We start from the raw sequence: 17,266 nt of genomic DNA, 5'->3' as shown, positions 1-17,266 counted from the left end.
ACAATCACGAATATACGGCGATTATACGAGGCCGATCTCACGCACCCGTTTAATTTCGGGCAAGTTCGACAATTGCTCGAGAACGGTCTTCGGCGCCTTCTTGTCGATCGTCAGCACCATAATCGCCGAGCCGCCGATATCGGTACGTCCCACCTGCATCGTAGCGATGTTGACATCGTTGCTGCCGAGCAGCGTGCCGACGCGGCCGATGATTCCCGGTTTATCCGAGTGCGAGATAAGGAGCAGATGGCCTTCTGTAGGCACGTCGACCGGGTAAGGTCCAATCTGCACGATCCGTTCGCCGAACCCGGCCAGCAGCGTACCCGACACCCAGCGCTCCTCGTCTTTCGTCTTCATGCTGAGCGTGATCCGGTTTGTAAAACCTTTGGTTGCGGACGACTTCTGAATGACGATGTTGACGTCACGTTGTTTGGCCAGATGCATCGAGTTGACGGCGTTCACCTGCTCGGCCCCGAGGTGGTGGGACAAGATGCCCTTCAGCACGTAACGGGTGAGCGGATTCGTATCCAGATCCGCCAGCTCGCCGGAGTAGTTGATCGTAATCTCGCGTACGGCGCCTTCGGTCATCTGGGCGAGCGAGCTGCCGAGCTTCTCGCACAGCTTGAAGTAAGGCTGGATCTTATTCAGAAGTTCAGCCGGAATCGGCGGCATATTCACTGCGTTTTTGAACGGCTCGTTGCGCAAAATATTAATGACTTGCTCCGAAACGTCGATCGCTACATTTTCCTGCGCTTCGATCGTCGATGCGCCCAGGTGCGGAGTCACGATAATTTTAGGATGCTTCAGGAACGGATGGTCCGGATTCGGCGGCTCGTGCTCGAATACGTCGAACGCGGCGCCGGCCACGATCCCTTCGTCGATCGCTTCTACGAGGGCAAGCTCGTCGATGATGCCGCCGCGGGCGCAGTTCACGATACGCATCCCTTTTTTCATAACCTCGAATTGAGGTTTTGCGATCATATGATGAGTTTCTTTCGTCAGCGGCGTATGAACCGTCATGAAGTCGGCGCTGCGAACGATCTCGTCGACCGATGCCAGCTTAATGCCGAGCTTCTCGGCACGATCTTCCGTCATAAACGGATCGTACCCGAGGACGTTCATGCCGAAGGCGATCGCACGTTTGGCAACTTCCGTGCCGATGCGGCCGAGTCCGAGGACGCCGAACGTTTTGTTGCGGAGCTCGACGCCGACGAACGACTTGCGATCCCATTCGCCGGTTACGGTTTTCATATACGCTTGCGGGATATGGCGGGCGAGCGCCATCATCATTGCGAACGCATGCTCGCAAGTGGTAATCGTGTTGCCGTCAGGCGCATTGATCACGACGATACCAAGGCTGGTAGCGGCTTCCAGGTCGATGTTGTCGACGCCTACGCCGGCGCGCCCGATCACTTTCAGATTCGTCCCGGCTTCCATAATCCGGCGGGTTACCTTCGTCTGCGAACGAACGAGAAGCGCATCGAACTGGCCGATGATGGCCACGAGCTCGTCCTCGCTTAGTCCGGTATTCTTTACTACTTCAACATCGCTTGCGTCCGTCAACTGCTGCAGTCCCATATCGCTGATCGGATCGGATACTAACACCTTGTACATGTTCAGGTTCCTCCCTCTGTCTGCTTGCAAATAATGATGCAGGAAATGCAAAAAACTCCCGTCCACATACGGAAACCGTATATAGGGACGAGAGTCTGGTTCGCGGTGCCACCCTAATTCGCCGGACGCTCACGCGCCCAGCCTTGCTTGGTCGATTGACCTGGATTGATAACGGGGTCCGGCCCGGCTGCGCTTCGTTACGGCTCATTTCGCGCATCGACTCGGGAGTGGATCACATCACGACCGCCACCGGTTCGCAGCGGCCACCGGCTTTCTGAAGGGATCGTAGATGCTATTCTCCGTCATTGTCGTTCCATCATTTCATTGCTCCTAATGTATCACGACCGCCTGAGAGTGTCAATCATTTAGAGACATATTTGTGACGAGAGGGGCAGGCCGACATAAAATAGACACAACTGGCAAACAGGGTTTTCACCGCCCGATCCCTTGAACTTGCCGGTGTTTTTCGTTATCTTCTAGTAGAGACAATCCGTGCGGGCAGACGAACTGCCAGATCGCGATTGACCTGGCAGCGGAAGGGTGGAACCGGTCTTATTTGTTTTCGTAAAAGAATGGAAGCTGGGGCATCGTCTCGCCGCCGTACCATCTATCCTTGCGGGACAAGAAGTCGCCTTTGCGTGCCGCATTCGTATCGCCGAGCAGATCGACGATCGACTGGACGTCGCTTAGGTTCAGCTTCTTGACCTGACCGCTTGAGATCATCTCATCAATCCGTACCGTAAGATCCTGCGGATACAACGGCATGAAACGGATATCTTTCCACAAGATCGAGGATATGTAGCTGTTCTTCACGTTCAGGCTCATCTGCAACCAGTCCTGCGGAGTGAGGGCCGGCTGATCGAGCAGCGAGACCCCTTTCACCTGCTTATCGACGGTTTCGTTCCATTTGACGATGGCTGTATAGTATTGCTGCTGGCCTTGCAGCGAAAATTTCTTCGCTTCCCGGATGAAGGCATCCTTATCGAGCTCGGTAAGCAGCACGCTCGGGTGCATCGAATTCGCCTTGGATTGAAATTTCTTCGCGCTGTCGGCGAACAGCTTCAGCCCTTTCATCAGGTTCTGATGAGCTTCGCCGAGCAGAGGGGACGTCTCGGATGTCGTCGATTTGGCGATTTCGCCGTATTTATCGTCGGCCGCCTTGGCCAGTTCCTTCATGACCGCGGAGGCGTCCACCGAAGACTGATCGAGCTCTTTCAACTGATCGAACCAGCGGTTCGTAAATTCGCGATAAGGGGAGTAGATCGTATGATAAAACGATACGAGATGCTGCTGATCGTACGCTCCGGGTTTCTTGGAGGCTTCCTCCTGACCCGCCAGGAGCGAGGCGAACCGGGCTTCGGCACGGCTGGTTCCGATATTGACGCCGAAGAAGAAGGCGCCTGAGACGCAAACAAGTAAAAAGACGATTAAAAGCGATAAAATGTAGTCCGAGCGGTTAAGACGCTTATTCATGTCACGACTCCTTGTCCAGTTTCCTCCCTAAAGTATAGGGGAAAGTACCCAAATTGTGAACTGCATAGGCCGGAGGAACTATGAAAAAAATAAACTTCAGAAACATCCGCATCCGCAAAGTCGATCCCAGCGAATTGGACGACCGGATGCTCCTGGTCAATTTGTATATCACCCAAGCCATTACTCTCTTTATCGGCATATTGATCATTTTTTTTCAGTCCCAGACGCTTTTTCAGGTGATGAAATTTCCGGGCGGCATCTCGGTGCTGGGATGGGGTGCGGTTTTTGCCGCAGCGGTGCTCGTATTTGACTGGCTGATCGCCAGATGGGTGCCCGAGGAAGTGACCGACGACGGGGGAATTAACAAAAAACTGTTCGGCAACCGGCCTTTGTGGCATATCGGCGTTATATCGCTTATTGTCGCCATTTGCGAGGAATTGCTCTTCCGCGGAGCGATTCAGCATGCCTTCGGCCCTTACTGGACCAGCATCCTGTTCGCAGCGATCCATGTCCGTTACTTGCGTCATTGGCTGATGACGGGGATGGTTTTTCTGATCAGCTACGGTCTGGGCCATTTGTACCTGTTTACCGGATCGCTCTGGGCTCCGATCGCTGCGCATTTTATAATCGATTTTGTGATGGGATGCATCATACGTTATCGGAAGGATGAGGTAGATGGAGAACGCTAAATCTTCAAACGACACGACGCACTCGCTTCCTGATGAAGACGACATGCGGCTTCCGCCCAGACGCGTGATCCATTCGTCGGACAACGCCAAAGCGACGAAAATATTTCAGGCCAGTCTGGTCATCCTGTTAATTTTATTGACAATCGGCATCATTTTCTGGTATCAGATGTACGGCCAATAAGACGAATATTCCAAATTATACGAAAACCTTCAAGCTCCGTCCGGACGGAATTTGAAGGTTTTTTCCAAATGCGTATTGCCGCATACATGACCTACGGCTCCAGTCCGGTATTGATCTGTCCCGGATCGACAAACGAGTAACCCCGTTCCTCCAGCTTGGTTAAAAGATCGTCAAGCGCATCGGCCGTCCAAGGCAGCTCGTGCATCAGGATGTTGCTTCCCGGATGCAGCTGTTCCAAAACCCGCTTAATGACGCCTTCGGGCTTCTGGTTCGTGGAGAGCCAATCTTCCGAGCCGTTGGACCACGTCATGAACAGCATATTTTCCTTGGCGGCCTGTTTTTTGACGTAATCGTTCGCGGAACCGAACGGCGGGCGGAAAAACGCAGGGGCCGTCCCGATCGTCTCTTTTACGATGCGCTGAACGTCTCCGATCTGGCTGTTCACCCGTTCCTCCGGTTCTTTTTTCAAATCGATATGATCCCACGAATGATTGCCGATCGTTTGCCCTCTTTGGTGAATCAGCTTCAACAGCTCCGGATTTTTCTGCACCCGGTAACCGTTGACGAAAAATATCGCTTTGGCGTGATGGTTGTCCAGCGCGCCCAGCAGCTTCTCCAACTGATCTTTGTCCTTCGGCCCGTCGTCGAATGTCAGCAGGACGACCTTTTTGTTGCTGTCAGGGCCTATCGGCACGATATCGTAATTTTTGTTCATCTTATACGTTTTGCTGACGGCGTCGGGAGCTGGTACGACAGAAGTATCCGCTTCCCCGGCCGGCTCGCCTGGAGACGGTTCGGCCGCCGGGGGAATAGACGCAGGTTCATTCGCCGGCATCCCCGTCCGGTCCTCCGTTACTGTGCCATCTGCCGAAAGAGCAGGCGAGGGCGGTTGTTCCGGACCGGGCGCCTGCCGGCAAGCGGCCGTGGACAGCAGAAGCGCGGACAAGGCCGCAATCAGCAGTGGTTTGCTCCAGATTCGTATCGTCATGGTGCGTATCGACTCCCTGTTTTGGATTGTGCAGCATAACGCTGCCCGTCAAGCCTTCCTGAGACAATATGGACAAGCCCGGCCGAATGTCGAATACAGATGTACTGACTTATTGTACCATAGCGGATTCGTTCCTAAACGGAGCGGTCTTCCTATTTTTTCACGGATGCCGGCGAAGCGGTTCGGACAACCTATAAACGATTCTTCATCACAACAACGGGAGGGACAGCAATGAGAATGGGCGCATTCCTGCTGGGCGGCGTAGTCGGGGCAGCAGCCGTCGTTTATTATATGCGGGGCAAACATATGCCGTTTGCCGGTCTTACGAGCCAGACGAGCGACATGTTCAGCAAACCGACCTCGTCCAAGCCGGTTAAATTTGCCTCAAGCAGCAGTCATTCGGATAAGTTTTCGTCTTCGTCCAATTCCAGCCGCAGCGAGTCGGGTCTCGGTCAGGTCGAGGAACTGATCGCGCAAGATGTGGCCGTAAAAAGCCAAGTGGACGAAATTCTGAACAAATCCGAGAGCAGCTACATGACCCAATAACACTTTCGGACAGGCAGGCACATCGCTTTTATAAATTAAAGCAAACAGAAGAAAAGTCCGGCGTCCCAGAGGGAGCCGGATTTTTCACTATATTCGGTTTACCGGATGGAACTGTAAGCGCTTCTTTCCAATATACATAAGAAAACTTCTATTCAGGGCGATGAAAAGTGTGAAAAACGGGGTTATTTTACTCCGTCTCCGACTATATTGATAGTAGCCGAAAACGGCTTCCAGCAAGCCCGGAACGATTGCATAAAGCCAACTTTATAGTGCATCCTCCTTGAAAACATGGTAACATGATGATACAAGCCAGCATTCGAGGTTCACCATTCGTTGCAAGGCGTCATACTCTGTTATCACAGAAGTGGAAGTGGGAGTGGAAGGGGAGGTCCTGTCATGAAAATTGAGCGCTTGAGTTTAGATAAGATTAGGATTTTCCTGACATTCGACGATCTGACGGAACGCGGCATACAGAAGGAAGATATGTGGCGCGAAATTCCGAAAGTCCATGAACTGTTTAGCGAAATGATGGAGCAAGCCTATACGGAACTCGGATTCGACGCTTCAGGCCCTCTGGCCGTAGAAGTATTTCAGCTGCCCGCTCAGGGCATGGTCGTCATCGTGACCCGGGGCAAGGTACAAAGCACCGATGCGGTCGACGAGGAAGAGGCTGAAGAGGTATACGAGATGGAAGTGACGCTTGAGCAGAGCGACGTGATCTCGTATGCGTTTCACGATTTCGAGCACTTGTTGAAGGCGTCTCATATAGCATTTGGAATAGGGATTACCGACGGTGCCCTCTACCACTATAAAGATAAGTATATCCTGCAAATTCTTCCGAGCGAATCGGATGAGTCGCGCGATCAGGCGCTTATCGCCATATTATCCGAATTCGGCGAAGCGACTTCGGTCACGACGGCAGTTCTGGACGAATACGGCAAACGAATCATTGCCGAGTCCGCGGTAAAGAGTCTGTGTGAACATTTCCGCCAATGAGACGACCGGATGCACAAGACGAGTTTCGTGACGCTGCCCCGGCTTCGGATAGAGCATCTTCAAAAACGGATGTTTTTGCGGATGCTTTTTCCCGTGTTCACGAAAATCGAATGGAAAGGAGGGACGCCGTATGGAATGGTTGGCGGTCATCACAGCTGCCGTAGCACCGGGCATCGCTTTGCTCGTTTATTTTTATTTGAAGGATTTATACCACTCGGAGCCGATTCATATGGTCGTACGCGTATTTTTGTACGGCGTCCTGCTCGTTTTTCCGACCATGGTCATTCAGAGAGCCATCGTCCTCGGCATAGGCGAGAATTCGTTTATTTTCGCATTTGGCATCACGGGTTTCGTCGAGGAATTTATCAAATGGTTTATCGTATATTACGCGATTTACAAGCATACCGTATTCGACGAACCGTATGACGGCATCGTGTACGCGGTATCCGTATCGCTCGGTTTTGCCACGCTCGAAAATGTCATCTATGCGCTGCTTAATCCGTTCTCGTTCTCGACACTTTTGTTCCGCGCGTTTCTTCCCGTATCGGGCCATGCGCTGTTTGCGGTCGTGATGGGGTATTATATCGGGAAGGCGAAGTTTGGAGACCCCTCCCAGGAGAGGCTGCTGCTGTTCAAGTCGCTGGCGTATCCGATCTTTTGGCACGGGTTGTTCGATTATATTTTGCTTCAGGTTAAGACCAATTGGATCTGGTTCATTTTGCCGTTAATGATCTATTTGTGGATTCAAGGCATGGGGCGGGTTAACCGGGCGAACGCCAAATCCCCGTTTCGCGCCGTGCGCCGGGAAGAAGAGATTAATTTGTAAAAGATTGGGTATACTGAAGATAGAGCTAATTTGCTATCGGAGGTTCCCATGAACGGTACGCGAGTAAAGGTAACGATTCGCTGCAGGCTTTGCGGAGAGCGGTTCGTGTTGCGCGGCAAAAAGGAGAAGGAACGGATCGAGACCGGATTTAAGCAATGTTTGTGCAGCAACAACAGCGATTTCGATATCGATACGGAGTAGAGGCGCCCTTGCCAATGCCTGACGGGGCGTCTTTTTTTTGCCGATTATTCCACAACCGGATGCATAAAGCGTTCTCCTTCAACGAAAACTAATCTCAGTTTTGGTAAAGGAAAGGAGCCGACAAAGCATGTATAGAAGGCTGAGCGCCGTTATGTTCCCGATCATGACCCTGCTGCTGATCGGAGCGGTTGTATGGGGATACCAGGTGAACCAGGAGAAAAACTCGATTCTCATTAAAGCGGAAAATCAATACCAGCGTGCGTTTCACGATTTATCGTTCCACCTAGACAAGCTGCATACGGAGCTGGGCAATACGCTGGCACTCAACACAACCTCCGAAGCGTCGCAGCGCAAAGGTCTTGTCAACGTATGGCGGCTGACCAGCCAGGCGCAGAGTGAAATCAACCAACTGCCGCTGACGCTGCTGCCGTTTAATAAGACCGAAGAATTTCTAAGCAACATGTCCAACTTCTCGTACCGGGCGGCGGTGCGCAACTTGACGAACGAACCGTTGAACGACGATGAGATGAAAACTTTAACGGCGCTGTACGAGCATTCCAAGCAAATTACAACCGACCTCCGCGACGTGCAGTCGAAAGTTATCGCCAACAGCCTGCGCTGGATGGATGTGGAGGTGGCGCTTGCTACAGAGGCGAAAGCGCTGGACAACACGATCATCGACGGCTTCCAGACGGTCGACAAAAAAGTAAGCGAATATGAGGAAGTCAACTGGGGCCCGTCGATGGCGGCGATGTTCGAGAAGCGGACCTACTCAGCGCTTGCCGGAAACGATATGACCGCGGAAGATGTGAAGCAAAAAGCGGTTCAATTTATGAGCGGACATACGTTAAACGATATTAACGTCGTCGAGAACGGTGCGGGAACCGAATACAGCTCTTTCAGCTTGTCGGCCAAAAACGAGAACGGTACCGATGTGTCGATGGACTTCGCCAAAAAGGGCGGGGGACTGATCTGGTTCATGGCGCCCCGTGACGTAGCCGAAACGAAGCTGGGACCGGAGCAAGCCCGGGATGCGGCGCAATCGTTTCTTGATTCTCACGACTATCCGGATATGACCGCAATCAACTATGACACCTATCAAAATGTGGCGAACCTGACGTTTGCGGCCAAGCAGGGGGACGTTACGATTTTCCCGGACAAGCTCACTGTTATGGTAGCGCTCGACAACGGCGAAGTGACGGGCATGCAGGCGAATGATTATTTGTTTGAGCACAGGAAGCGCGACATAAAGCCGCCGGCCTTGACGCTCGAGCAAGCGAAACAATCGTTGAATCCGAATTATGTCGTCGAAGACCAGTCGCTTGCGCTGATTAAAAACGACATCGATAAAGAAGTGTTGTGTTATCAGTTCACCGGCCGCGTCAACGGCTCCATCTACCGGATCTACATTAATGCGGATACCGGTTCCGAGGAGAAGGTCGAGCAGTTGAAGCAGGCGGACGCGAATGTCGCAACCTGAACGCGAACCAAGAGCAGACACCGAGGAGAAGGCCGCTTGACGGCTTTCTCTTTTTTGCACTATGATGATTACTGCTGTAAGAGCTGGAGCCGGTGCGCATGTTGCCGGATTGTCGGCTTTCGTCGATTAATGAACATTATTTCTTGTAATTGTTCGGTGTCTCCATGTTATAATAGGACTAATTGATATTATAATGGGTATAAAGAACTACACATGGTTGGGAGGTCCTGAATTTGCTTCCGAAAGTGAACCAGATTTTATATTTACAGGTAAATTCCATCGACCCTGAAGAAGCCATGCAAGAATACAAGTCGCGGATTGCCGATATGACTCCGAATTACATATCGCTTGAAGTTCCTATACATGCTACGACCGGCAAGCTGAAACGATTGTATGCGGGCGACCAGATCAACGCTTATTTTATGACGGAAGGCGGGGTCAAAAACTACTTTAATACCGTCGTGCTCGGATTCAAGGAAGAAGTGATCCGGCTCATTCTGATCAAAGCCCCCGAGGAAGAGCAGATTACGAAAGTGCAGCGACGCAATTTCCTGCGGGTTCCGGCCGAGCTTGAACTGGCTGTCAAGCTGAACGATCAGCTGATGTTTACGGCTTTCACCGATGACGTTGGCGGCGGAGGCGTCTCCTTTCTGTGCGATAGCCGGGTTCCGGTCAAACGGGGCGATATGGTGGGCTGCTGGCTGCTGCTTCCGCTTCGCAACGGGCAGATCGAGCATGCTGGCTTCAAAGGCGAGATCGTCCGAATCAAAACGCTGGAGAACGGCAAACTGATCATAATGGTGCAGTATACGGAAATAGCGGACAGCGAGCGGCAGCGCATCATCCGGTACTGCTTCGAGCGGCAGCTCGATGTCCGCAAAAGATAACTTCAGGCGCGGCTGCATAAAAGAGGGAGCTGTTGGACACACTTCAAGACGTCAGATCCGAATGAGCCGATTGCGACATGGTGTCGCCAACGGACTTAACAGGAAGGTGCCGGAGTATGATCAGCCGCAGCGAATCGCGCAAGCGGAAGGCAGAAGCTCAGGAACGGGACGTTACGGAATACGAGACCGTTTTCATCGAAGTGTCGAACCGGATCGAACGGCTGTTGCGCATAGCGGTATGGACAGGCTTGGCGGCGCTGCTGCTCGCGCAGCTTCTGCTGTTGTCTCCGGCGGTGCGCAAATGGGCGGTCAAGGTAGAGAAGCTGGAGGGCGTTCCTTTCGAGCGGAGCTATGGCCGCAATTCCGGATCTTGAAAGATTCCCGCTCGGGGCCGCCGGGGCGTAGTTAAGGGGCCGGAGCGTGCATCTAACTTTGCAACGTCGGATCAGCTATGGTATAATTTACAATGGATGCAGGCGCGGCCTGCTTTTTTTCACTCCCTTCACGATCGACCCGCAAAGGATACAAGGAGGACGCTTTCCGTTGGACAAATTCAATATTGCGATCGACGGTCCCGCAGGCGCAGGGAAGAGCACCGTTGCACGTCTCGTAGCAAAGGAGCTCGGCTTTATTTATATCGATACGGGAGCGATGTACCGTGCCGTTACCTGGAAAGCGCTTCAGTCGGGCATTACGGCGGAAGACCGGGAACAGCTTGTGGAGATAGCATCGAAACTGCGGATCGAGCTGCTTCCGGGCGAGCATGGCCAGCAGGTGCTGCTGGACGGAAGCGATGTGACCGGCCTTATTCGTTCTCCTGAGGTCAATCAGAACGTATCGGCGGTATCGGCAATCCCGGAGATCCGGACGCTTCTCGTAGCCAAGCAGCAGGAGATGGCGGAGGCGGAAGGAGTCGTGATGGACGGCCGCGATATCGGCACGCACGTGCTGCCTGACGCCAAAGTTAAAATATTTCTGACTGCCAGCGTGAAGGAAAGAGCGGAGCGCCGCTACTTGGAGATGAAAGCCAGGAACGAAGACGTATCGCTCGAGAAGCTGGAGCGGGAGATCGCCGAAAGGGACAGAATGGACGAGCAGCGCGAAGTATCGCCGCTTGTGCGCGCCCGTGACGCGGTCCTGCTCGACACGACCGGTATTGCTATACCACAAGTCGTGGAACGGATATTGGAGCTTACTAAATCGGCCGAAGGCAAGGGGACCCGATAATATGCAGTTGTACCGATTCGGCAGATTCGTATGCCGCGTCTTTTTCAACACGTTCTTCCGGCTGGAAGTTTCGGGCACGGAGAACGTGCCGGAGCAAGGGGCGGTCATACTGGCCTCCAACCATATAAGTACGCTTGATCCTCCGCTCGTCGGCACCCCTCTTAAGCGGGTCGTCCGTTTTATGGCGAAGGAGGAACTGTTTAAAGTTCCGGTGCTGGGTACTATTATCCGCAATGTCGGCGCTTTTCCGGTCAAACGGGGCGGCGTCAGCAAGGAGTCGATCCGGCACGCCCTGCAGCTGCTTAAAGAAGGCGGCGTAATGGGGATTTTTCCCGAAGGAACCCGGGGCGGCGGTATGGGCAAGAAAGGTGCCGCCAGTCTGGCGCTGCGTTCCGGCGCGGTTGTGATTCCGGTGGGTATTATTGGAAATTATAAGATGTTCAGCAAAATAAAAATTGTGTACGGAAAGCCGGTCGACTTGTCCGCTTACCGGGAATCGACCAGTTCGGATTCGCTCGAACAGGCTACCGAGCATATTATGTCTTCCATACGGGAGCTGCTAACCGCTCGGAAGTGAGCGTGCGGCGCTTCAAAATGACTCGCACGTTGCTTCGGGCGTATGGAAATGGTATCTTGGAATTATACTAAAGTTATGGTTTGATGATCAGTTTGTGGTTGTCAGTCGAGGAGGGTATTCAAATGTCAGAAGAGATCAACGTACAAGAAAATGCAGAAAACGTCAGCCAGGATATGTCAAGCGTAGTGGCCTACAAGAAAGGCGACGTCGTTAAAGGCAAAATCGTAAAAATTGAAGATAATCAGGCAATCGTCGATATCGGTTATAAATACGATGGCGTCGTTCCTCTGAAAGAGCTGTCCAACGTCGCTTTGGACAACGCCGCTGAAGCGGTGGAAGTCGGACAGGAAATCGAACTGAAAGTGCTGAGCCTGGACGACGGCAAAGAGAAGCTGCTTCTGTCCAAGCGCGCCGTAGACAGCGAGCAATCGTGGACTGACCTGCAGTCCAAGCTGGATCAGGGCACGGTTATCGAAGCACAGGTGAAGGAAGTTGTCAAAGGCGGTCTTGTCGTTGACGTAGGCCTTCGCGGATTCGTACCGGCTTCGATGGTAGAGCGCCACTTTGTAGAAGATTTCTCCGACTACAAAGGACGCACGCTTCGCCTGAAAGTGAAAGAACTGGATCGCGAGAAAAACAAAGTCGTCCTGTCCCAAAAAGACGTATTGGACGAAGAGTTCGAAACAAACAAGAAAAAATTGATGGGCGAACTGCAAGTTGGCCAACAGCTGGACGGAACGGTTCAACGCCTGACTCAATTCGGCGCATTCGTAGACATCGGCGGCATCGATGGTCTCGTTCATATTTCCGAGATGGCCTGGCATCATGTCCAGCAGCCTTCCGAAGTCGTAGCGGAAGGCGACAAGGTGAAGGTTCAGATCTTGAAGCTGGACCCGGAGAACGACCGGATCAGCCTCAGTATTCGCGCAACCCAGCCGGGTCCTTGGCAGCAAGCTGCCGATAAGTTCCAGACCGGCGAGATCGTTACAGGCACCGTCAAACGTCTTGTCGGCTTCGGCGCATTCGTTGAAATCGCTCCGGGCGTCGAAGGTCTCGTTCATATTTCGCAAATTGCCCACCGCCATATCGGCACTCCACATGAAGTGTTGAAGGAAGGGCAAGAAGTGAATGTGAAAGTACTGGATTTCAATCCAGCCGAGAAACGCGTTTCCCTCAGCATCAAAGAAACGGAAGAAGCTCCGGAAGCGCCTGCTAAGCCGGAACGCGAGCGCAAAGGCGATCGCGGCGGTTCCCGCGGCAGCAACCATAACGAACCGATTCCTCCTAGAGAAAGCCTCAACATGACGCTGGGCGAGCGTTTCGGCGACAAGTTGAGCAAGTTCAAGTAAGACCTGCAAAACCTGAATGAAATGACAAACGGCTTCTTCACAGAGGCCGTTTTTTTGTTTTTCTGCGTCAAAATCAGCCTCTTCATGGCGGGGGTCTTCGTTTGCGAATAACTTATTAAAAAGGGTGAACTCTACAAATACTAAACAGACGCGAGCTGCTGTATGAAGGTTTGGCAACGCGGCACCGAGCAGACGAAAGGAAGCGTTTTTTCGTAAGGCGAGCATTGGAGACGGGGGAAGATGCGGCATGAATGCAGGCTTTCTGAGCTGGATTCTTATTTTGGTAACGTTTATTTTGCTGGCGAGCGGCTGGAAAACCTTCCTGCTTCGGGGCGTGTCCGACCGGGCCATCCTGACTTTTTTTGCAGCCTGGTGTGTGGCGGGCCGATTCGATGTATTCATGGGAAAAGGCTGGGCGGTGAACGGGGTGATCGTGCCGCTGCTGATTCTCATTGGAGCCGCTTTGCGGAGGCAGCGTTCGTTTCTGGGCGGGCTGCACGGCTTGTCGTTCGGCCTGTTCCTTGCATCGGTTTATTATTTGCTTAAGCATATGGGCGACATCGACCCTTTTTTCCTTCCCAGCCGTGTCACATTCGGAGCGGCGTTGATTTTGGCGCTTCTAGCTGCGATACTTGTCCGCAGACCGGCGGATCAGATCGCATGCCTCAGCTTTGCCCTGCTGTGCGGAAGCGCCTTGTACGGATATGTTCACAAAGGACAAGCCGCTATGCCTTTTGCAGGACTTCCTTTCCAGGACGAATGGTGGCTGGCTGTCGGTTCCGCACGGTTGATGTCGTCTGCTGCCGAGACGGTCGTCGGCTCCGTCCGCGAAGTATCCAAAAGCTTGGCGGACCGCTGGAGGGAAACTAGAAAATAGAAAGGCTGCCAATATGCAAAAAGGAATTGCGGCATATCCTGCGTCAAGAGCAACTTCACTTTGTTGGGTGAATTTGTTATGATGGTTATCGTGAGTAATTTAGGGATTAGGGAGTTGAAGCTGCATGGCACGTCCCATCGTGGCGATCGTAGGCCGTCCGAACGTCGGCAAATCGACAATCTTTAATAAGATTATCGGAGACCGGCTCGCGATCGTGGAAGATAAACCCGGCGTAACCAGGGACCGGATATACGGGGTCGGGGAATGGATGGGCAGATCGTTCAGCGTCATCGACACCGGCGGAATTGAAGTGTACGGAGAGGACGAGATTTTGAAGTCGGTCCGTATGCAGGCGGAGCTTGCCATCGAGGAAGCGGACGCCATCATTTTCATGGTAGATGCCAAAGCAGGCATTACGCCGTCGGACACGGAAGTGGCGCAGATGTTGTACCGCGCGCAAAAACCGGTCATATTGGCCGTTAATAAAGTGGACAACATGAAACGGCAGGATGATATTTACGAGTTTTATTCGCTCGGATTCGGAGACCCGATCGGCATATCGGGGGCACACGGCATCGGTATCGGAGATATGCTGGAGGCTGTGATGAACATCCTTCCCGAACAAGATGACGAGGAGTACGGTGAGGATACGATTCGTGTTGCCGTCATCGGCAGACCGAACGTCGGTAAATCATCGCTCGTCAACGCGATTCTGGGCGAAGAGCGCGTGATTGTAAGCGATCAGGCCGGAACGACGCGGGATGCGATCGACACGCCTTTCGAGAAGGACGGACAGAAGTTCGTGCTGATCGATACGGCGGGGATGCGCAAGCGCGGCAAAGTGTACGAATCGACGGAAAAGTACAGCGTCATGAGAGCGATGCACGCGATCGAGCGGGCGGACGTTGTGCTTGTCGTCATTAACGGCGAAGAAGGCATTATCGAGCAGGACAAGCATATCGCCGGATATGCGCATGAAGCCGGAAAGGCCGCGATTTTCGTAGTCAACAAGTGGGACATCGTCGACAAGGACGACAAGACGATGCAGCAGTTTACGGAAAAAATACGCGACCACTTCCTGTTTATGACATATGCGCCGGTCGTATTCGTGTCCGCCAAAACCAAGCAGAAGCTGCACCGCCTGCTGCCGGTCGTGATCGATGTAAGCGAACAGCATTCGATGCGGGTACAGACGCATCTGCTGAACGATGTCGTCTCCGACGCGGTAGCGTTTAATCCTCCTCCGACCGACAAGGGCAGACGGCTGCGCATTAATTACGCTACGCAAGTATCGGTCAAGCCGCCGACCATCCTACTGTTCGTCAATGATCCGGAGTTGATGCATTTCTCGTATGAACGGTATTTGGAGAATCGCATCCGCGCGGCCTTCAGTTTTGAAGGTACGCCGATCCGATTATTTACGCGCAAGAAGACGGACGACGAGTAGGGACCTGCGAAATAGTGTCCCTGCTTTTGGCTGCGAACGTTTGTCCGCCCTGTCAAGCTGTTCGCCCAGGCGGGCTGTAATTTCGCAGGCACGGAGCAGAGTCCGAATAGTTAGAGCGGGCAGACTCGCTCGAATCGGGGTTCATGAGGGAGAGATTGGTTGGTGCACACGTTTGTTCCGGTAATCGTAGCTTATTTGCTCGGCTCGATCAGCTTTAGTTTTTTGTACGGAAAATGGTTTAAAGGAATCGATATCCGCAAGCATGGAAGCGGCAACGCGGGCGCTACCAATACGCTGCGCGTCATCGGCGTCGGGCCGGCCATCGCTGTTCTGCTGCTGGATGCGGCTAAGGGCATCGGGGCGGTCTGGATCGGCAAATGGCTGGGAGCTGGCTCCGATGTATCCTATATCCCGATATTAGCCGGCTTGGCGGCAATCGCAGGACATAACTGGCCGATTTATTTCGGATTCAAAGGCGGCAAAGGAATTGCCACTACGATCGGTGTCGCCGCTACGCTGTGCTTTATCCCGGCGCTTATTACAGGGATAGCCGCTATTTTACTGATCGCTGCAACTCGTTATGTCTCCTTGGGCTCGCTGGTGTTTACCGGCCTGATGCCTGTTCTCGTCTGGCTTATGGACTATCCGGTCGACGTGTTCTGGGGGATTTTGTTAATCGCTATATTCGCTTTCGTTCGTCACCGGACCAATATTGTGAAGCTGGTGAAAGGCAAGGAAAGCAAGATCGGACAAAAAGCAAGCGGAACGGCCGCAGGAAAGGGGAAAGCCGGATGAGTCTGCGCAGGGCGGCGGTTCTCGTCGCAGGAAGTATGGGAACGGCGCTGGCCTCTCTACTGGCGGACAATGAATACGACGTAACGGTATGGACGAGAAAAGAAGAGCAGGCCGAGCAGATGAACCGGGAGCGGAAAAACCGGAAGTATACGGGAGATTTCGGGCTTTCGGAGCGCATCACGGCTACCGCTTCGATGGAGACAGCGCTCACCGGCGCGACAGCAGTTATTTTCGCCGCCCCGTCTCATGCTACGCGGGAGGTCGCTCGTCTGGCGCGGCCGTTTCTCGATTCGGACGCGATCGTCATCCATGCGACGAAAGGGTTTGAACCCGAGACGATGAAGCGGATGACGAAGGTTCTCGCCGAGGAGCTGACGCAAATCGATCCGGGACGTCTGGTGGTAATGTCCGGTCCTTGTCACGCCGAGGAGCTGATTCAGCGCTCGCCGACTACCGTCGTCGTGGCCGCCGATCAGCTGGAGGCCGCTCAGCGCGCGCAGGATGTTCTCATTAGCCCGTATTTTCGGGTGTATACGAATCCGGACGTTACAGGTGTCGAACTCGGAGGCGCCCTGAAAAATATTATCGCGCTCGGAGCCGGCATGTCGGACGGACTCGGGTTCGGCGACAACGCCAAAGCCGCTTTGCTCACAAGAGGGCTGGCCGAGATCGCCAGACTGGGCGTCGCTTTGGGCGGTAATGCCCTTACGTTTGCCGGGCTGGCCGGCGTAGGGGATCTGGTCGTAACGTGCACCAGCAAGCACAGCCGGAACTGGCGTGCCGGCTATATGCTCGGACAAGGCAAGCCGCTGCATGAAGTGCTGGAGACGATGGGGATGGTCGTAGAAGGCGTCAAAACGACGAAGGCGACCTACTCCTTATCGCAGCAATATGAAGTGTCGATGCCGATCACCGAGCAGCTGCACGAGGTGCTGTTTGCCGGCGTAGAGCCGCAAATCGCCGTCGGCCGACTGATGGGACGTCTGCGCACCCATGAGATCGAAGATATCGCCCTGGAATCGGCGGAGAAATGGACGCTCTAATCGTTGCGTCCCGCCTACACGCTCTAGCCTCCGGCCTCATACAATACGGTAAGTCACCGTTTAAGGAGGT

At 53.4% G+C, this 17,266-nt stretch carries 19 protein-coding genes; 16 read left to right on the top strand and 3 right to left on the bottom strand.

Translation table 11 applies throughout. The features are described 5' to 3' along the window. Positions 1-21: 21 nt before the first annotated feature. Entirely contained in the window at positions 22-1,614 is a 1,593-nt protein-coding gene (gene serA / locus PV433_RS05205; RefSeq protein ID WP_332071115.1) for a phosphoglycerate dehydrogenase, read from the bottom strand. Positions 1,615-2,166: 552 nt separating this feature from the next. Next, positions 2,167-3,087 (bottom strand): hypothetical protein, encoded by a 921-nt coding sequence (locus tag PV433_RS05200; protein ID WP_332071114.1) that lies wholly within the window; start codon positions 3,085-3,087, stop codon positions 2,167-2,169. 80 nt (positions 3,088-3,167) lie between these two features. Here PV433_RS05200 and PV433_RS05195 point away from each other — a divergent pair, with 80 nt between their 5' ends. After that, positions 3,168-3,776, top strand: coding sequence for a CPBP family intramembrane glutamic endopeptidase (locus tag PV433_RS05195; RefSeq protein WP_332071113.1), 609 nt, complete (start codon positions 3,168-3,170; stop codon positions 3,774-3,776). Continuing rightward, a complete protein-coding gene (locus PV433_RS05190; RefSeq protein WP_190925262.1) occupies positions 3,763-3,957 on the top strand; it encodes a hypothetical protein in 195 nt (64 codons plus the stop codon). The genes PV433_RS05195 and PV433_RS05190 overlap by 14 nt, the downstream gene beginning before the upstream one ends. Positions 3,958-4,048: 91 nt before the next feature. On the opposite strand, the gene PV433_RS05185 is transcribed toward PV433_RS05190, so the two are convergent. Beyond that, positions 4,049-4,945 carry a polysaccharide deacetylase family protein gene (locus tag PV433_RS05185; protein ID WP_332071112.1) on the bottom strand — a complete coding sequence of 299 codons (897 nt, stop codon included), beginning with the start codon at positions 4,943-4,945 and terminating at the stop codon, positions 4,049-4,051. Between the two features lie 231 nt (positions 4,946-5,176). Between PV433_RS05185 and PV433_RS05180 the strand changes: the two genes are divergently transcribed. From PV433_RS05180 to PV433_RS05115, 14 genes are all read left to right on the top strand, one after another. After that, positions 5,177-5,491 (top strand): hypothetical protein, encoded by a 315-nt coding sequence (locus PV433_RS05180; RefSeq protein WP_332071111.1) that lies wholly within the window; start codon positions 5,177-5,179, stop codon positions 5,489-5,491. A 396-nt stretch (positions 5,492-5,887) separates the two neighbouring features. Continuing rightward, positions 5,888-6,487 (top strand): genetic competence negative regulator, encoded by a 600-nt coding sequence (locus tag PV433_RS05175; protein WP_190925258.1) that lies wholly within the window; start codon positions 5,888-5,890, stop codon positions 6,485-6,487. Between the two features lie 130 nt (positions 6,488-6,617). Further along, complete coding sequence (gene prsW, locus PV433_RS05170; protein WP_332071110.1) at positions 6,618-7,313, top strand: glutamic-type intramembrane protease PrsW; 696 nt, start codon at positions 6,618-6,620, stop codon at positions 7,311-7,313. Positions 7,314-7,361: 48 nt separating this feature from the next. Next, on the top strand, positions 7,362-7,514 hold the full coding sequence (locus tag PV433_RS05165) for a hypothetical protein (RefSeq protein WP_190925254.1): 153 nt from the start codon (positions 7,362-7,364) through the stop codon (positions 7,512-7,514). 127 nt (positions 7,515-7,641) lie between these two features. Next, positions 7,642-8,994 (top strand): germination protein YpeB, encoded by a 1,353-nt coding sequence (ypeB, locus tag PV433_RS05160; protein ID WP_332071109.1) that lies wholly within the window; start codon positions 7,642-7,644, stop codon positions 8,992-8,994. A 233-nt stretch (positions 8,995-9,227) separates the two neighbouring features. After that, the gene (locus PV433_RS05155; RefSeq protein WP_332071108.1) at positions 9,228-9,881 is read left to right on the top strand and encodes a flagellar brake protein; all 654 of its coding nucleotides are present in this window, start codon (positions 9,228-9,230) and stop codon (positions 9,879-9,881) included. Between the two features lie 116 nt (positions 9,882-9,997). Next, positions 9,998-10,255: a hypothetical protein gene (locus PV433_RS05150; protein WP_332071107.1), complete on the top strand. Its 258-nt coding sequence runs from the start codon at positions 9,998-10,000 to the stop codon at positions 10,253-10,255. 169 nt (positions 10,256-10,424) lie between these two features. Then, positions 10,425-11,108: a (d)CMP kinase gene (gene cmk / locus PV433_RS05145; RefSeq protein ID WP_190925248.1), complete on the top strand. Its 684-nt coding sequence runs from the start codon at positions 10,425-10,427 to the stop codon at positions 11,106-11,108. A 1-nt stretch (position 11,109) separates the two neighbouring features. After that, positions 11,110-11,685 (top strand): lysophospholipid acyltransferase family protein, encoded by a 576-nt coding sequence (locus PV433_RS05140; protein WP_332071106.1) that lies wholly within the window; start codon positions 11,110-11,112, stop codon positions 11,683-11,685. 122 nt (positions 11,686-11,807) lie between these two features. Continuing rightward, complete coding sequence (rpsA, locus tag PV433_RS05135) at positions 11,808-13,034, top strand: 30S ribosomal protein S1 (protein ID WP_332071105.1); 1,227 nt, start codon at positions 11,808-11,810, stop codon at positions 13,032-13,034. 247 nt (positions 13,035-13,281) lie between these two features. Beyond that, the gene (locus tag PV433_RS05130) at positions 13,282-13,911 is read left to right on the top strand and encodes a YphA family membrane protein (RefSeq protein WP_332071104.1); all 630 of its coding nucleotides are present in this window, start codon (positions 13,282-13,284) and stop codon (positions 13,909-13,911) included. A gap of 124 nt (positions 13,912-14,035) precedes the next feature. Further along, entirely contained in the window at positions 14,036-15,358 is a 1,323-nt protein-coding gene (gene der, locus PV433_RS05125) for a ribosome biogenesis GTPase Der (RefSeq protein ID WP_332071103.1), read from the top strand. A 159-nt stretch (positions 15,359-15,517) separates the two neighbouring features. Continuing rightward, the gene (plsY, locus tag PV433_RS05120) at positions 15,518-16,153 is read left to right on the top strand and encodes a glycerol-3-phosphate 1-O-acyltransferase PlsY (RefSeq protein ID WP_190925239.1); all 636 of its coding nucleotides are present in this window, start codon (positions 15,518-15,520) and stop codon (positions 16,151-16,153) included. Continuing rightward, positions 16,150-17,196 (top strand): NAD(P)H-dependent glycerol-3-phosphate dehydrogenase, encoded by a 1,047-nt coding sequence (locus tag PV433_RS05115; RefSeq protein ID WP_332071102.1) that lies wholly within the window; start codon positions 16,150-16,152, stop codon positions 17,194-17,196. The genes plsY and PV433_RS05115 overlap by 4 nt, the downstream gene beginning before the upstream one ends. The last annotated feature ends 70 nt before the right edge of the window (positions 17,197-17,266 follow it).

Origin of the sequence: Paenibacillus sp. GYB004 (assembly GCF_036577605.1) — a bacterium.
Taxonomy (GTDB): Bacteria; Bacillota; Bacilli; order Paenibacillales; family NBRC-103111; genus Paenibacillus_AB; species Paenibacillus_AB oceani.
The sequence above is the reverse complement of the archived record's forward strand: the minus strand, read 5'-3'. Positions and strand labels throughout refer to the sequence as shown.

Bases quoted from the DNA above. Each gene is read 5' to 3' on its own strand.
- PV433_RS05150 (WP_332071107.1), top strand. From the start codon at position 9,998: ATGATCAGCCGCAGCGAATCGCGCAAGCGGAAGGCAGAAGCTCAGGAA.
- PV433_RS05175 (WP_190925258.1), top strand. From the start codon at position 5,888: ATGAAAATTGAGCGCTTGAGTTTAGATAAGATTAGGATTTTCCTGACA.
- PV433_RS05165 (WP_190925254.1), top strand. From the start codon at position 7,362: ATGAACGGTACGCGAGTAAAGGTAACGATTCGCTGCAGGCTTTGCGGA.
- PV433_RS05180 (WP_332071111.1), top strand. From the start codon at position 5,177: ATGAGAATGGGCGCATTCCTGCTGGGCGGCGTAGTCGGGGCAGCAGCC.
- PV433_RS05200 (WP_332071114.1), bottom strand. From the start codon at position 3,087: ATGAATAAGCGTCTTAACCGCTCGGACTACATTTTATCGCTTTTAATC.
- serA (WP_332071115.1), bottom strand. From the start codon at position 1,614: ATGTACAAGGTGTTAGTATCCGATCCGATCAGCGATATGGGACTGCAG.
- prsW (WP_332071110.1), top strand. From the start codon at position 6,618: ATGGAATGGTTGGCGGTCATCACAGCTGCCGTAGCACCGGGCATCGCT.
- PV433_RS05185 (WP_332071112.1), bottom strand. From the start codon at position 4,945: ATGACGATACGAATCTGGAGCAAACCACTGCTGATTGCGGCCTTGTCC.
- der (WP_332071103.1), top strand. From the start codon at position 14,036: ATGGCACGTCCCATCGTGGCGATCGTAGGCCGTCCGAACGTCGGCAAA.
- PV433_RS05140 (WP_332071106.1), top strand. From the start codon at position 11,110: ATGCAGTTGTACCGATTCGGCAGATTCGTATGCCGCGTCTTTTTCAAC.
- ypeB (WP_332071109.1), top strand. From the start codon at position 7,642: ATGTATAGAAGGCTGAGCGCCGTTATGTTCCCGATCATGACCCTGCTG.
- rpsA (WP_332071105.1), top strand. From the start codon at position 11,808: ATGTCAGAAGAGATCAACGTACAAGAAAATGCAGAAAACGTCAGCCAG.
- PV433_RS05190 (WP_190925262.1), top strand. From the start codon at position 3,763: ATGGAGAACGCTAAATCTTCAAACGACACGACGCACTCGCTTCCTGAT.
- PV433_RS05115 (WP_332071102.1), top strand. From the start codon at position 16,150: ATGAGTCTGCGCAGGGCGGCGGTTCTCGTCGCAGGAAGTATGGGAACG.
- PV433_RS05130 (WP_332071104.1), top strand. From the start codon at position 13,282: ATGAATGCAGGCTTTCTGAGCTGGATTCTTATTTTGGTAACGTTTATT.
- PV433_RS05195 (WP_332071113.1), top strand. From the start codon at position 3,168: ATGAAAAAAATAAACTTCAGAAACATCCGCATCCGCAAAGTCGATCCC.